13 protein-coding genes and 1 riboswitch are annotated in these 13,287 nt (G+C 72.4%); of the genes, 5 read left to right on the forward strand and 8 right to left on the reverse strand.

The genetic code is table 11. The features are described from left to right. Positions 1-49: 49 nt before the first annotated feature. Positions 50-1,078 (forward strand): 6-phosphofructokinase, encoded by a 1,029-nt coding sequence (locus ACGFYH_RS02570; RefSeq protein ID WP_393801277.1) that lies wholly within the window; start codon positions 50-52, stop codon positions 1,076-1,078. 72 nt (positions 1,079-1,150) lie between these two features. Next, complete coding sequence (locus tag ACGFYH_RS02575; protein ID WP_393801278.1) at positions 1,151-2,146, forward strand: 2-hydroxyacid dehydrogenase; 996 nt, start codon at positions 1,151-1,153, stop codon at positions 2,144-2,146. Here ACGFYH_RS02575 and ACGFYH_RS02580 read toward each other — a convergent pair. After that, positions 2,098-4,014, reverse strand: coding sequence for an anthranilate synthase family protein (locus ACGFYH_RS02580; RefSeq protein WP_393801279.1), 1,917 nt, complete (start codon positions 4,012-4,014; stop codon positions 2,098-2,100). The genes ACGFYH_RS02575 and ACGFYH_RS02580 overlap by 49 nt on opposite strands. A 97-nt stretch (positions 4,015-4,111) precedes the next feature. Further along, positions 4,112-4,168 (reverse strand): trp operon leader peptide, encoded by a 57-nt coding sequence (locus tag ACGFYH_RS02585; protein WP_133888555.1) that lies wholly within the window; start codon positions 4,166-4,168, stop codon positions 4,112-4,114. A gap of 228 nt (positions 4,169-4,396) precedes the next feature. Between ACGFYH_RS02585 and ACGFYH_RS02590 the strand changes: the two genes are divergently transcribed. Together ACGFYH_RS02590 and ACGFYH_RS02595 are read left to right on the forward strand one after the other, a co-directional pair. Continuing rightward, a complete protein-coding gene (locus tag ACGFYH_RS02590) occupies positions 4,397-5,749 on the forward strand; it encodes a class II 3-deoxy-7-phosphoheptulonate synthase (protein ID WP_393801280.1) in 1,353 nt (450 codons plus the stop codon). Positions 5,750-5,914: 165 nt separating this feature from the next. Further along, entirely contained in the window at positions 5,915-6,148 is a 234-nt protein-coding gene (locus ACGFYH_RS02595; RefSeq protein ID WP_393801281.1) for a bacterioferritin-associated ferredoxin, read from the forward strand. 13 nt (positions 6,149-6,161) lie between these two features. Here the strand turns inward: ACGFYH_RS02595 and bfr are convergent, their stop codons facing one another. Beyond that, positions 6,162-6,665, reverse strand: a complete 504-nt coding sequence (gene bfr, locus ACGFYH_RS02600; RefSeq protein ID WP_393801282.1) for a bacterioferritin — start codon at positions 6,663-6,665, stop codon at positions 6,162-6,164. A gap of 191 nt (positions 6,666-6,856) precedes the next feature. Here bfr and ACGFYH_RS02605 point away from each other — a divergent pair, with 191 nt between their 5' ends. Continuing rightward, the gene (locus tag ACGFYH_RS02605) at positions 6,857-7,504 is read left to right on the forward strand and encodes a sulfite oxidase-like oxidoreductase (RefSeq protein WP_393801283.1); all 648 of its coding nucleotides are present in this window, start codon (positions 6,857-6,859) and stop codon (positions 7,502-7,504) included. Between the two features lie 19 nt (positions 7,505-7,523). On the opposite strand, the gene ACGFYH_RS02610 is transcribed toward ACGFYH_RS02605, so the two are convergent. The 5 genes from ACGFYH_RS02610 to thiO form a co-directional block, all read right to left on the reverse strand. Next, positions 7,524-8,441: a deoxyribonuclease IV gene (locus tag ACGFYH_RS02610; RefSeq protein ID WP_393801284.1), complete on the reverse strand. Its 918-nt coding sequence runs from the start codon at positions 8,439-8,441 to the stop codon at positions 7,524-7,526. Between the two features lie 34 nt (positions 8,442-8,475). Beyond that, entirely contained in the window at positions 8,476-10,464 is a 1,989-nt protein-coding gene (gene pknB / locus ACGFYH_RS02615; RefSeq protein WP_393801285.1) for a Stk1 family PASTA domain-containing Ser/Thr kinase, read from the reverse strand. Positions 10,465-10,717: 253 nt separating this feature from the next. Next, positions 10,718-11,515, reverse strand: coding sequence for a thiazole synthase (locus tag ACGFYH_RS02620; protein WP_393801286.1), 798 nt, complete (start codon positions 11,513-11,515; stop codon positions 10,718-10,720). Positions 11,516-11,517: 2 nt separating this feature from the next. Continuing rightward, on the reverse strand, positions 11,518-11,718 hold the full coding sequence (gene thiS / locus ACGFYH_RS02625; protein ID WP_393801287.1) for a sulfur carrier protein ThiS: 201 nt from the start codon (positions 11,716-11,718) through the stop codon (positions 11,518-11,520). Beyond that, positions 11,715-12,977, reverse strand: coding sequence for a glycine oxidase ThiO (gene thiO / locus ACGFYH_RS02630; RefSeq protein ID WP_393801288.1), 1,263 nt, complete (start codon positions 12,975-12,977; stop codon positions 11,715-11,717). The genes thiS and thiO overlap by 4 nt, the downstream gene beginning before the upstream one ends. Beyond that, positions 12,975-13,086, reverse strand: a riboswitch (TPP riboswitch). Its footprint overlaps the gene before it by 3 nt. Positions 13,087-13,287 lie beyond the last annotated feature (201 nt).

Consider the following 13,287-nt stretch of genomic DNA (forward strand, 5'->3'; position numbering starts at 1 on the left):
CACGCGGGACAGTGGCCTCAACCACTCACCCTCGCAAAGGGGTTGTGCGATGAAGGTCGGAGTACTGACCGGAGGCGGCGACTGCCCCGGGCTCAACGCCGTCATCCGGGCCGTCGTCCGCAAGGGCGTCCAGGAGTACGGCTACGACTTCACCGGCTTCCGGGACGGCTGGCGCGGCCTCCTGGAGGGCGACACCGTCCGTCTCGACATCCCGGCCGTCCGCGGCATCCTGCCCCGCGGCGGCACCATCCTCGGATCCTCGCGCACCAATCCGCTCCAGCGGGAGGACGGCATCCGGCGCATCAGGGAGAACCTCGCCGGACTCGGCGTCGATGCCCTGGTCGCCATCGGCGGCGAGGACACCCTCGGCGTCGCCACCCGCCTCGCGGACGAGTACGGCGTGCCCTGCGTCGGCGTCCCCAAGACCATCGACAACGACCTGTCCGCCACCGACTACACCTTCGGCTTCGACACCGCGGTCGGCATCGCCACGGAGGCCATCGACCGGCTGCACACCACCGCCGAGTCGCACATGCGCGTACTGGTCGTCGAGGTCATGGGCCGGCACGCCGGCTGGATCGCGCTCCACTCGGGCCTGGCCGGCGGTGCCAACGTCATCCTCATCCCCGAGCAGCGCTTCGGCATCGAGCAGGTGTGCGCCTGGGTGACCTCGCGGTTCCGGGCGTCCTACGCCCCGATCGTGGTCGTCGCCGAGGGGGCGATGCCCCGCGACGGCGACCTGGTGCTCAAGGACGAGTCGCTGGACTCCTACGGGCACGTCCGGCTGTCCGGGGTCGGCGAATGGCTGGCCAAGCAGATCGAGAAACGCACCGGCAAGGAGGCCCGCACCACCGTCCTCGGCCACGTCCAGCGCGGCGGCACGCCCAGCGCCTTCGACCGCTGGCTCGCCACCCGCTTCGGCCTGCACGCCATCGACTGCGTACGCGACGGGGACTTCGGCAAAATGGTCGCCCTGCGCGGCACGGACATCGTCCGCGTCCCGATCGCCGAGGCCACGGCCCGGCTGAAAACGGTCGACCCGGCGCTGTACGAGGAGGTCGGCGTCTTCTTCGGCTGACCGGGCGCCGACCGGCGACGGTGGGCCGAGGGCCGTATATTCGGCCCGGAGCCCACCGGAACGGGAGCGGTCATGGAGATCCTTGCCTTCGGCGTCCAGGCCGACGAGAAGCCCCTGATCGAGCGGGCCTTCCGCGATCACGGGGACGTCCGCTGCCTGGACGTCTTCCTCAACGCGGACACCGCCCCCATCGCGGCCGGCCACGAGATCGTCTCCACGTCCGTCAACGCCGACCTCGGCGCGGAGGTGCTGGAGATCCTCGCGGCCGGCGGCACCCGGATGGTGGCCCAGCGCTCCACCGGCTTCAACAACGTCGACCTGGACACGGCCGAGCGGCTCGGCGTGACCGTGGCCAGGGTGTCGTACTACTCGCCCCACTCGGTCGCCGAGTTCGCCTGGACCCTCGCCATGGCCGTCAACCGGCGGATCGTGCGCGCCTCCATCCGCACCCGCGACTTCGACTTCCGCCTGGACGGCCTGATGGGCCGGGACCTGCACGGCCGCACCGCCGGCGTCCTCGGCACCGGCAGGATCGGCGAGGCCTTCGCCCGGATCGCCCACGGCTTCGGCATGCGGCTGCTCGGCTGGGACGTCGCCGAGAACCCGGCCTGCGCGGAACTCGGCATGCGCTACGTCCCGAAGGACGAGCTGCTCGCCCGGTCCGACCTGATCAGCCTGCACGTCCCGCTGATGGCCGAGACCCGGCACCTGATCGACGCGGCCGCCCTGAAGTCGATGCGCGACGACGCCGTCCTCGTCAACTCCAGCCGCGGCGGCCTGATCGACACCGCGGCCCTCGTCGGCGAGCTGCGCGCCGGCCGCTTCACGGGCGTGGGCCTGGACGTGTACGAGGCGGAGGCGGGCCTGTTCTTCCTCGACAGGTCCCTGCAGGCCGTCGAGGACGACACCCTGGCCCGCCTCGTCACCTTCCCGAACGTGCTGGTGACCTCGCACCAGGCGTACTACACCGAGGACGCCGTCGGCCAGATCGTCGGCGCGACGGTGCGCAACGTCCTCGACTACCGGGAGGGCCGCCGCTCGGAGAACGTACTCGTCCCGCGCAGCTGACCGGTCAGCTCCCGCACGATCGCGGCGCCGTTCAGCGTGAGCACCGACTCGGGGTGGAACTGGACGCCCCCGAAGCCCGGCCCGCGCAGCGCGTGCACCTCGCCGCCCGCCGACCGGCTCACCTCGATGCCGTGCGCGGCCAGTTCACCGGCCCTCGCGTCGTCGCAGCGCGCGGTGAAGCTGTTGTAGAAACCGACCGTCTCCCGCCGCCCGAACAGGTCGATCTCCGTCTGCGCGCCCTGGTACGGCACCTCCTTGCGGACGATGTCGAGGCCCAGTTCCGCCGCGATCAGCTCGTGCCCGAGGCAGACACCGAGGACGCCGTGCCGGTGCGCCCCGACCACCTCGGCGGTCAGGGCCCGCAGGAAGCGCATCTTCCAGTCGGCCGGATCAGACGGGTCGCCGGGGCCGGGCCCCAGTACCACCGGGCCCCCGTGCCCGAGCACCGCCTCGCGCAGCCCCGGCTCGTCGTACCGCCGCACGCTCACCGTCAGTCCCGACGAGCGCAGCACGTGCGCGAGCATCGCCGTGAAGGTGTCCTCCGCGTCGACGACCAGGGCGTGCCCGGCGAGCGCGGCCGACCGCTCCTGCATCCGCAGCCAGAACGGGGCCAGCGAGGCGCGCCGCCCGTCCAGCGCGGCCCGCACCCGGGGATCGTCGGCGAGCCCCGGCCGCTCGGCCTCCGCGCCCGGCCGGGACGGCCGTACGCCCAGCGCCGCCAGCACTCCGGCCGCCTTGGCGTGGGTCTCCGCGACCTCGCCCGCCGGGTCCGAGCCGCGCACCAGCGTGGCGCCGACCGGCACCCGCAGCCGCCCCTCCGTGTCGATGTCCGCGGTACGGATCAGGATGGGGGAGTCGAGCGTCTGGGCGCCGGCGGTCTGCCCCGGTCCGTCACCCGGATCCCGCCCGAGCAGCGCCAGCGCGCCCGCGTAGTAGCCCCGCCCCCCGGCCTCGTGCCGCTCGATGACCCGGCAGGCGTTCTGCACCGGCGAGCCGGTGACCGTCGCCGCGAACATCGTCTGGCGCAGCACCTCCCGCGCGTCCAGCGAGGAACGGCCGCGCAGTTCGTACTCGGTGTGCGCGAGGTGCGCCATCTCCTTCAGCCGCGGGCCGACGACCACCCCGCCCATGTCACCGACGGCGCACATCATCTTCAGCTCCTCGTCGACGACCATCGACAGCTCCTCGATCTCCTTGCCGTCGGCGAGGAAGCCCAGCAGGTGCTCGGGGGTCGGTCCCTCGGCGGGGTAGCGGTAGGTGCCGCTGATCGGGTTCATCACCACCGTCCCCCCGGACATGCGGACGTGCACCTCCGGGCTGGCGCCCACCAGCGTCCGGTCCCCGGTGTGCACGACGAACGTCCAGTACGCGCCCCGCTCGCCCTCGAGCAGCCGCCGGAACAGCGCCAGCGCGTCGGCCCGCCCGAACCCGGGAATCCGGCCCTCGTAGGTCCGCCGGATCACGAAGTTGGCGCCCTCGCCCCGCCCGATCTCCTCGTCCAGCACCCGCCCGACGATCCGCGCGTACTCCTCGTCGCCGACGTCGAAGCCGCCGCCCTCGACCCGGACCTCGTGCGCGGGCAGTTGCGCGAGGGCCTCGGCGAGCGGGATGCCGTACCGCTCCTCGGGGGTGAGCACCAGCAGCGGTGTGCCGTCGTCGCGGACGTCGAAGCCGCGCTCGCGGATCTGCCGGAAGGGGACGAGCGCCAGCCCTTCGTCGGGCAGGGCGGCGAGTTCGTCGTGCTCCGCGACCGGGCCGAGCAGCAGTTCCACGAGGTCGTGGTCGTGGCCGGGGGCACGGCGGCGGAGCAGGGCGAACGGGCGGGGGTCGGCCAGGAGGCGGTCGAGCGGTGCCGTGGGCGGTGTCATGGACGGTGTCCCTCTGTCGAGGAGGAACGGACCCGGTCGCGAGAACACCGAAGGCCGCCCCTCGGGCGGCCTTCGCGAAGTCTTGCGTAACGCGCAGTCAGTGGGCCGCCGGACGAGCGGTCCACCACCAGTTCTGGGTCGAGTGCGCGAACATGCCGCCGACCCTAGCGCATCCGCGCGCGGCGCCGCGGTCACTTTCCGTCGGTGCCGCTCCGCGCCCGACGCCCGCACCCCGATATGCGCCCGATACGTAGATGAGCACCGCGTGATTCCGATGTGATGGCGCGGGAGAGTCCAATGCGGCCACGGGGTCCGCACCGGGTCCCGTCTCACCTGTCGAGCCACGCGAAAACCGCGTGACGCGACCCCGTAGTGTTGAGGGGTGACCGTGAACGCTAAGACCAGCCCGAGCGCTGGCAACACCTGGCGAGACTTGCCCGCGGCGCAGCAGCCCGAGTACCCCGACCTTGAGGCTCTGCGCGCAGTGATCGCGGACCTCGAGTCGTATCCGCCGCTCGTCTTCGCGGGCGAGTGCGACCAGCTGCGCGCCCGGATGGCGGCCGTCGCCGAGGGAGAGGCGTTCCTCCTCCAGGGCGGCGACTGCGCCGAGGCCTTCGACGGGGTGTCCGCGGACCACATCCGCAACAAGCTGAAGACCCTCCTCCAGATGGGCGCCGTGCTCACGTACGCCGCGTCCGTGCCCGTGGTGAAGGTCGGCCGGATCGCCGGCCAGTACTCCAAGCCGCGCTCGAAGCCGACCGAGACCCGCGACGGTGTGACCCTGCCGACCTACCGCGGCGACTCCGTCAACGGCTTCGACTTCACCGAAGCGGCCCGCATCCCGGACCCCGAGCGGCTCAAGCGCATGTACCACGCCTCGGCGTCCACGCTGAACCTGGTGCGTGCCTTCACCACCGGTGGCTACGCCGACCTGCGGCAGGTGCACGCCTGGAACCAGGACTTCGTGAAGTCCTCCCCGTCCGGTCAGCGTTACGAGCAGCTCGCCCGGGAGATCGACAACGCGCTGAACTTCATGCGGGCCTGCGGGACGGACCCGGCCGAGTTCCAGACGGTCGAGTTCTTCTCCTCGCACGAGGCGCTGCTGCTCGACTACGAGTCGGCCCTCACCCGCGTCGACTCCCGCACCGGGCAGCTGTACGACGTCTCCGGGCACATGGTGTGGATCGGTGAGCGCACCCGCCAGCTGGACCACGCGCACATCGAGTTCGCCTCGCGTATCCGCAACCCGATCGGCATCAAGCTCGGCCCGGCCACCACGGCCGAGGAGGCGCTGCAGTACATCGAGCGCCTCGACCCCGAGCGCGAGCCCGGCCGGCTGACCTTCATCGTCCGCATGGGCGCGGACAAGATCCGCGACAGGCTTCCCGAGCTGGTGGAGAAGGTCACCGCCTCCGGCGCCACCGTCGCCTGGATCACCGACCCGATGCACGGCAACACCTACGAGGCGGCCTCCGGCCACAAGACCCGCCGCTTCGACGACGTCCTCGACGAGGTCAAGGGCTTCTTCGAGGTCCACAAGTCGCTCGGCACCCACCCCGGCGGCATCCACGTGGAGCTGACCGGCGACGACGTCACCGAGTGCGTGGGCGGCGGCGACGAGATCTTCGTCGACGACCTGCACCAGCGTTACGAGACGGCCTGCGACCCGCGGCTCAACCGCAGCCAGTCGCTCGACCTGGCGTTCCTGGTGGCGGAGATGTACCGGGACCAGTGACGGTCCGTCCCGGGGCGGGCGGGTGAAATGGGGCGCGGGTCACACGGCATCCGCGCCCCTCCCACTTTTGCCGGCCTCGTGTGGTGGGTAAGGTTAGGTTTGCCTCACCGATCAGTCGGGCTCTCCGGTCGTCGGTACGGCACGACCCTGTACCCCGTCCGGGAGGTGAACCGCGTGTTCGTCTGCAGCTGCTTCGGTGTGACCGAGGAACAGGTGAGGAGCCACGCGGAGACCGGCGCGTGCACGCCCCGGCAGATCGCCTCCGCCTGCAAGGCGGGCACCGACTGCGGGGGCTGCGTACGGCGCATCCAGGCCCTCCTCGGCCGCGGCGCCTGCCCCCGCCGGGAGCCGGCCGACCAGGGGGCGCCCGTCCTCGCGGAGCTTCCCGAGGCGGCCTGAGACCAGGGCCTCTCTAGAGCGGGCCCGGTCCCGAGGAGTCCGGCTGGGTCTGCTCGATGACCGTCGACAGGTAGAGCGGCTCGCCCAGCTTCTCGACCAGCTCCAGCTGGGTGTCCAGGTAGTCGATGTGCTGCTCCTCGTCGGCGAGGATCGCCTCGAAGACGTTGGCCGACGTGATGTCGTGCTTGGCGCGCATCACCTCGATGCCCCGGCGCAGCCGGTCGATCGCCTCCACCTCGATCTCCCGGTCGGCCTGGAACATCTCGGTCACGCTCTGGCCGACCCGCACGTGGAAGAGCCGCTGGTAGTTCGGCAGGCCGTCCAGGAGCAGGATGCGGTCGGTGAGCATCTCGGCGTGGCGCATCTCGTCGAAGGACTCCGCGCGCGTGTACTTCGCGAGCTTCGTCCAGCCCTTGTGGTCCTGCAGCTTCGCGTGCAGGAAGTACTGGTTGATGGCCGTGAGCTCGGCGGTCAGCTGCTCATTGAGGAACTCGATGACTTCCGGGTCGCCCTGCATCGCTTGACGCTCCTTCGAACGGGAACAGGCGTGTTGCGCGGCATGATTGCACCGGCGTTGAAGATCGTCCAGTAAGTGTTGACTTAGTAAGTAAGTACAGGCTTAGTCGTCTTCGTCATTCTTGTGACTGTTTACCCGAATGTAAGTGAGGTGGGTCAGGGGCATCGGTCCGGGTCTGTCAGGATGGAGGCATGGGTCAGCCGGTGGAACACGGATCGGGAGCGGACGGTTCGCAGGGAGCCTCGCGGTTCGAGCTCCCGCCCGGGCAGCGACTGCAGCGCGGCTGGCCCGTCACGCACTACGGACCGGTCCCCAAGTTCCGTCCCGAGCGCTGGGAGTTCCGGGTCTTCGGCGCCACCGCCGACGACGAGAAGCACGGCTGGACCCACGACGAGTTCACCGCCCTGCCGTACACCACGGTCGTCGCCGACCTGCACTGCGTCACCAAGTTCAGCATGCTCGGCTCCGAGTGGGGCGGCGTCCCGGCCACCATGATCCTGGACCTCGCCCCGCCCGCGCCCGGCGTCACCCACGTGATGGTGTGGGCCGAGTACGGATTCAGCTCCAACCTCAGGCTGGCCGACTTCGCCGCCGAGCGCACCCTGTTCGCCACCCACAAGGACGGCGAACTGCTCACCGCCGAGCACGGCTTCCCGCTCCGGCTGGTCGTCCCGCACCTGTACGCCTGGAAGGGCCCGAAGTGGGTCCGCGGCATCGAGTACATGACCGCCGACCGGCGCGGATTCTGGGAGGAGCGCGGCTACCACAACATCGGCGACCCGTGGCGTGAGCAGCGCTACTCCTACCAGGAGAAGCCCGGGGACGGCCCCGAGCTCTGACCGGCCCGCCCCTTCGGGGTCAGCCGTCGCGCAGCTTCTTCAGCCGCTCCACGTCCGCCGCGTGTCCCTCCTTGCCGCCCGGCGTCTCGATGACCAGCGGCACGCCCTCGGTCGCCGGATGCGTCATCAGCGCACGGAACGGGTCCTCACCGATGTGTCCGGCGCCGATGTTCTCGTGCCGGTCCTTGTGCGCTCCGGCCACGTCCTTGGAGTCGTTGGCGTGGATCAGCTTCAGCCTGCCCTCGCCGACGGTGTCGACCAGCAGGTCGAGGGTCCGGTGCATGCCCGACGGCCCGGTCAGGTCGTGGCCGGCGGCGAAGATGTGGCAGGTGTCCAGGCACACGCCCAGTTTCGGATGGGCGTCCAGCGCCTCGAAGTACGGCCCGAAGTCCCAGGTCCGCGAGCACAGGGAGGCGCCCTGGCCGGCGGTCGACTCCAGCAGCAGATACGGGTCGTCGTCGTGGGTCAGCTCGTCGAGCAGCGGCAGCATGTGCTCCCGCACCTGCTTCAGCGCCACCGACCGGTCCCGTCCGCCGGTCGCGCTCCCGGTGTGCACCACCACGCCGAGCGCCCCGATCGCCCGCCCGCGCCGCAGCGAGTGCCGCAGCGACTCGACCGACCGCTCCACCGTCGCCTCGGTGTGCGAACCGAAGTTGATCAGGTACGGCGCGTGCACGTACGCCGGGACCGGCCCGGCCGCGCAGGCCTCACGGAACGCCTCGTCCTGCTTCGGACTGCCGGCCGGCGTGGCCCAGCCGCGCGGGTTGGCGACGAAGACCTGCACGGTCTCCGCCTTCAGCTCACGGGCATACGACAGCCCCGCGGAGTGCAGTCCGCCGGCCACGGGGACATGGCCGCCGACGGGATTGCGGGGGAGGACGGGTGAGGCGGGTGAGGTGGCGGAGGCAGGTGAGGGGGCGGACTGTTGACTCTTCACCCTTCCAGGGTGTCATGCGACGGACGGTGTCCCGTCACCTGATGGTGATCTTGATGGTGGAGCCCTCGGGAGCGGTGTCCCCGCCGTCCACCGACTGGTCCTCGACGGTGTCGCCGAACAGCCCGAGCAGACCCCGGTCCTCGTCCACCTCGAAGCCCGCGTCCTCCAGCCTGCCCCTGGCGTCGTCCACGCTGTCGCCGACCACGTCCGGGACCTCGACCATCCGGGGGCCCTTGGACACCGTGAGGGTCACCGTGTCCCCCTCGGCGGCCCGGCCGCCCGGGCCCGGCGTCTGCCGGGCCACCCGGCCGCTGTCGTACTCGGAGTTCACCCGCGCGTCGGCGACCCTCACCTCCAGGCCGAGCTCCGTCAGCTCGTCCTTCGCGTCGTCCAGGTCGTCGCCGGTGACGTCCGGGACGTCGATCGGGCTGCCCTTGCTGACGACCAGCGCGACCGCCGAGCCCGCGCGGACCGTGGTGCCCGACCCGGGCTCGGTGGATATCACGAAGCCCTTGGCCGCCTCGTCGCTGAACTCCTCGGTCACCATGCCCGGCTCCAGGCCCTCGTCCTTGAGCAGCGTGCGCGCCCGGTCCAGCCCGTAGCCCGCCACGTCCGGCAGCTTCACGGTGTCGGGGCCGTCGGAGACCGTGAGCGACACGGAGTCGTTCTTCCGGATGCGCTCGCCCACCCCGGGGTCGGTGCTGACGATCTCGCCGCGCTCCACGGTGTCGCTGTAGGCGTGCCGCACCTTGCCGACGTCCAGCCCGGCGTCGTCCAGCCGGTCCCGGGCCTGCTCCTCGGTCTTGGACAGCAGCGGCGGCACCTTGGTGAACTGGCCGGAGTTGATGTACCAGACGCCCGTGCCGACGCCGAGCACCAGCAGGACGGCCACGACGACCGTCAGCGGGCCGCGCCGCAGCCGGGGCCGGCGGGACCCGGGTGCGGCCGGCGGGGGGACCGCCAGCCGGCTGGTGCGGTCGATCCCGTCCGCGGCGGAGCCGACACGCCTGCCGTCGCGTTCGTCCTCAACGACGGGCAGCGGCCCGGACGGGGGCCCTCCCGCGCGGGCGAAGCCGGGCGCGGGGGAGGTCAGCGCGCGCGGGATCACGCTCGTACGGTCCTCGGCGTTGTCGTGCGCCGCGGTGAGCGCCTGCGGCGGCACCGCGTCCAGCTGGCCCGCGCTCAGCGCCTCGCGCGCCTCGCGGGCCCGCGCGAGCAGCGCCACGGCGTCGTGCGGGCGGATCTCCGGGTTGCGCGCGGTCGTCGCGGCGACCAGCTCGTCCAGCTCGTACGCCATCTCCGGCACGGCGGCCGACGGCGGCGGCACGTCCTCGTGGAGGTGCTTGTAGAGCACCGCGGCGGCCGAGTCCCCGTCGTGCGGCCTGGCGCCGGTCAGCATCTCGTACAGCACGACACCGCACGCGTACACGTCGACCCTGGGGTCGGCGGTGCCGTGCTCGATCTGCTCGGGGGCCAGGTAGGAGACGGTGCCGAGGACGGCGCCGCTGGTGCTGGTGACGGTGTTCACGGCGCGGACCAGGCCGAAGTCGGCGACCTTGACCCGGCCGTCGTCCCCTATGAGCACGTTCTCCGGCTTCATGTCCCGGTGCACGAACCCCGCCCGGTGCGCCGCGCCCAGCGCGGCCAGCACCGGCTCCAGGATGTCCAGCGCGGCCCGCGGCCGCAGGGCCCCGCGCTCGCGCAGCACGTCCCGCAGGGTGCAGCCCGCGATGTACTCCATGGCCAGGTAGACGTACGCCCCCTCGGCCCCCTGGTCGAAGACCTGGACGACATTGGGGTGGTCGAGCCGGGCCACCGACTTGGCCTCGCGGATGAACCGCTCGACGAAGGTGGCGTCGGTCGCCAGAGCCGGGTGCATCACCTTCAGCGCGAGCATGCGGTCCAGGCGGGTGTCCACGGCCCGGTAGACCGTGGCCATCCCGCCGACCGCGATCCGCGCCTCGACGCGGTACCGGCCGTCGAGCACCTGCCCGACGAGAGGGTCCTGAAGGGTCGTGTCCACGCAGGTGAGTGTACGAGCCGGCACCGACACCCCGCGGCGCCGCCCGGAATCGGGGCGCTACTGAAGCGGACCTGTGACGAAGGCGCCGCGCACCCGGGCACGGGCCGCCGACCGTCCGGACACGACCCACCGGCCCGCCCGGCGACGGCGGGCCGGCCGCCGACGGCGAGCGACTCCCACGAGCGAGGCCCCCCTCATTGTCCGGCCGGGACGGGTGGTCCACGGAGGGGCAAGCCCCCAGGACAGCGCCGGGTTACCGAAAGGCGGGCCGCTCCGGATCGAGATCGGCCAGGCCTTCCGCGGGAGAGGACGCCGCGGCGAAATGCCGTCGGGGGATCCGTCCCGCCCGCCGTGCCAGCCGCCCCGCCTCCACGGCGTGCCGCATGCCCTCCGCCATCAGAACCGGCTCCTGCGCCCGCGTCACCGCCGAGGCCAGCATCACACCGGCACATCCCAGCTCCATCGCCAGCGCCGCGTCCGACGCCGTACCGGCCCCCGCGTCCAGGATCACCGGCACCCGCGCGTGCTCCACGATCAGCTGGAAGTTGTGCGGGTTGCGGATACCGAGCCCGGACCCGATCGGCGAGCCCAGCGGCATGACCGCCGCGCACCCGACGTCCTCCAGCTTCCGCGCGAGCACGGGGTCGTCGTTCGTGTAAGGCAGCACCGTGAACCCGTCGTCGACCAGCGTCTCCGCCGCGTCCAGCAGCTCGACCGGGTCCGGCAGCAGCGTGCGCTCGTCGGCGATGACCTCCAGCTTGACCAGGTCCGTGCCGAGTGCCTCGCGTGCGAGCCGCGCGGTGAGCACCGCCTCCCCGGCGGTGAAGCAGCCGGCCGTGTTCGGCAGTACGCGAATGCCGAGCCGGTCGAGGACGGACAGCACGGACCCGTGCACCGAGGTGTTCACCCGCCGCATCGCGACGGTCGTCAGCTCCGTGCCGGAGGCCACCAGGGCGTGCTCCAGCACGTCCAGGCTGGGCGCGCCGCCCGTACCCATGATCAGGCGGGATCCGTACGACGTGCCGCCGAGGACAAGGGAATCGTCGGCCATGGTCAGCCTCCCTGGACGGCGGTGAGCACTTCGACGCGGTCGCCGTCGGCCAGGGCGGTGGCGGGCCACTGTGCGCGCGGGACGACGGTCTCGTTCAGGGCCGCGGCCACTGCGGACGGCGCCGGGGTGAGCGTGCCCACCAGAGCGTCCAGGGCCGTGCCGGGAGCCACCTCGCGCGGCTCGCCGTTGACGGAGATCTTCATGCGGGCTGCTCCGAGAGTTCCGGGAGTGCGGGTGCGGCACCGAAGCGCAGGGGGGTGAAGGGGCGGGCCTCCTCCGGCAGCTCTCCGGTGGTCAGGGCGTGCGCCATGACGTCACCCGTGACGGGGGTGAGCAGGACGCCGTTGCGGTAGTGCCCGGTGGCCAGCAGCAGACCGTCGAGGCCGGTCGGGCCGAGCAGCGGGGCGTTGTCCGGGGAGGCGGGGCGCAGACCCGCGCGGGTCTCCGTCAGGGGCAGCTCCGTGATGCCGGGGACCAGCTCGTGGGCGTCGCGCAGCAGCTCGTAGACACCGCCCGCGGTGACCGTCGTGTCCCAGCCCAGCTCCTCGCTGGTGGCGCCGACGACCAGCTCGCCGCTCTCCCGGGGCACCAGGTAGAGGGGGTTGCCGCGCACCACGGCACGCACCGTCCGGCTCAGCAGCGGCCCGTGCGTCCCCGGCATGGTGAGCCGCAGCACCTGGCCCTTCACGGGCCGCACCGGCGGCAGTACCGCTTCCGGCACGCCCGTGAGCCGCCCGCTCAGGCTGCCCCCGGCCAGCACCACCTGCCCGGCCTCCAGCGCGGTCCCGTCGGCGGTGACGACCCCCGTGACCCGGTCACCGCGCCCCACGGTGAGCCGCTCGGCCCACACCCCATGGAAGACCACGCCCGCGTTCTCACAGGCGGCCACCAGCGCGCGGGCGAGGCGCCGGGGGTCGATCTGGTGGTCGCCGTCCACCCGGAGCCCCCCGCGCACGCCCGGCGCGAGCATCGGCTCCAGACGTCGGCACTCGCGCCCCGAAAGCCACTCCGACTCCAGGCCGGAGCGCTGCTGGAGCGCGTGCAGTTCGCGCAGGTGGGCGCGGTCGTCGGCGTCCAGCGCGACGGCGAGTGTGCCGCAGCGGCGGTAACCGAGGTCGCGCCCGGTCAGGTCGGTCAGCTCGGCCGCGAACTCCGGGTAGCGGCGGGCCGAGGCGAGGTTCAGCGCGAGCAGCGTCTGCTCGCCGTGGTGCAGCTCCGTGACGGCGGCCAGCATCCCGGCCGCCACCTGGGCCGCCCCGCCGCCCGGCTCGGGGTCCGCGAGGGCCGTGACCAGCCCGCGCTGCGCGGCCCGCCAGGCCGTGACCAGCCCGACGATTCCGCCGCCGACGACGAGCACGTCGGGCGTACGGGACGTGTGCGACCGGTGCGGTGCGGCGGTGGACGGGATGTGCGGCGTACACGGCGTGTGTGGCGCGGACGGCGTGTGCGGTGAAGACGACATGGGCGTCCAGCCCCTCCCTTCGCCGGCATGACCCGGATCAGGTTCGTACGGTCGGAGGCCGCCAGCCTCCCTCTCAGCCCGGTGCGTCCGGGCTCCCGCGAGTGCTTTACGTGGGCCACCCTAGCCCGCGGCGCATCGCACGTGTAGGGGAACCTCCGCCCGTGGTGCGTTCACTCGGCGCTCTCGCCCTCGCCCCCGTCGCCGGCCGGGTGGGCACACTCACCCGGTCCACCTGCCACGAACGGGACGGTGCCGTGTGGGCCGAGTACCCCGGCGGTGACGTCGTCCGCGGCCGCCCGGTGGGCACCGG

The organism is Streptomyces sp. NPDC048392 (genome assembly GCF_043200575.1).
Classification (GTDB): Bacteria; Actinomycetota; Actinomycetes; order Streptomycetales; family Streptomycetaceae; genus Streptomyces.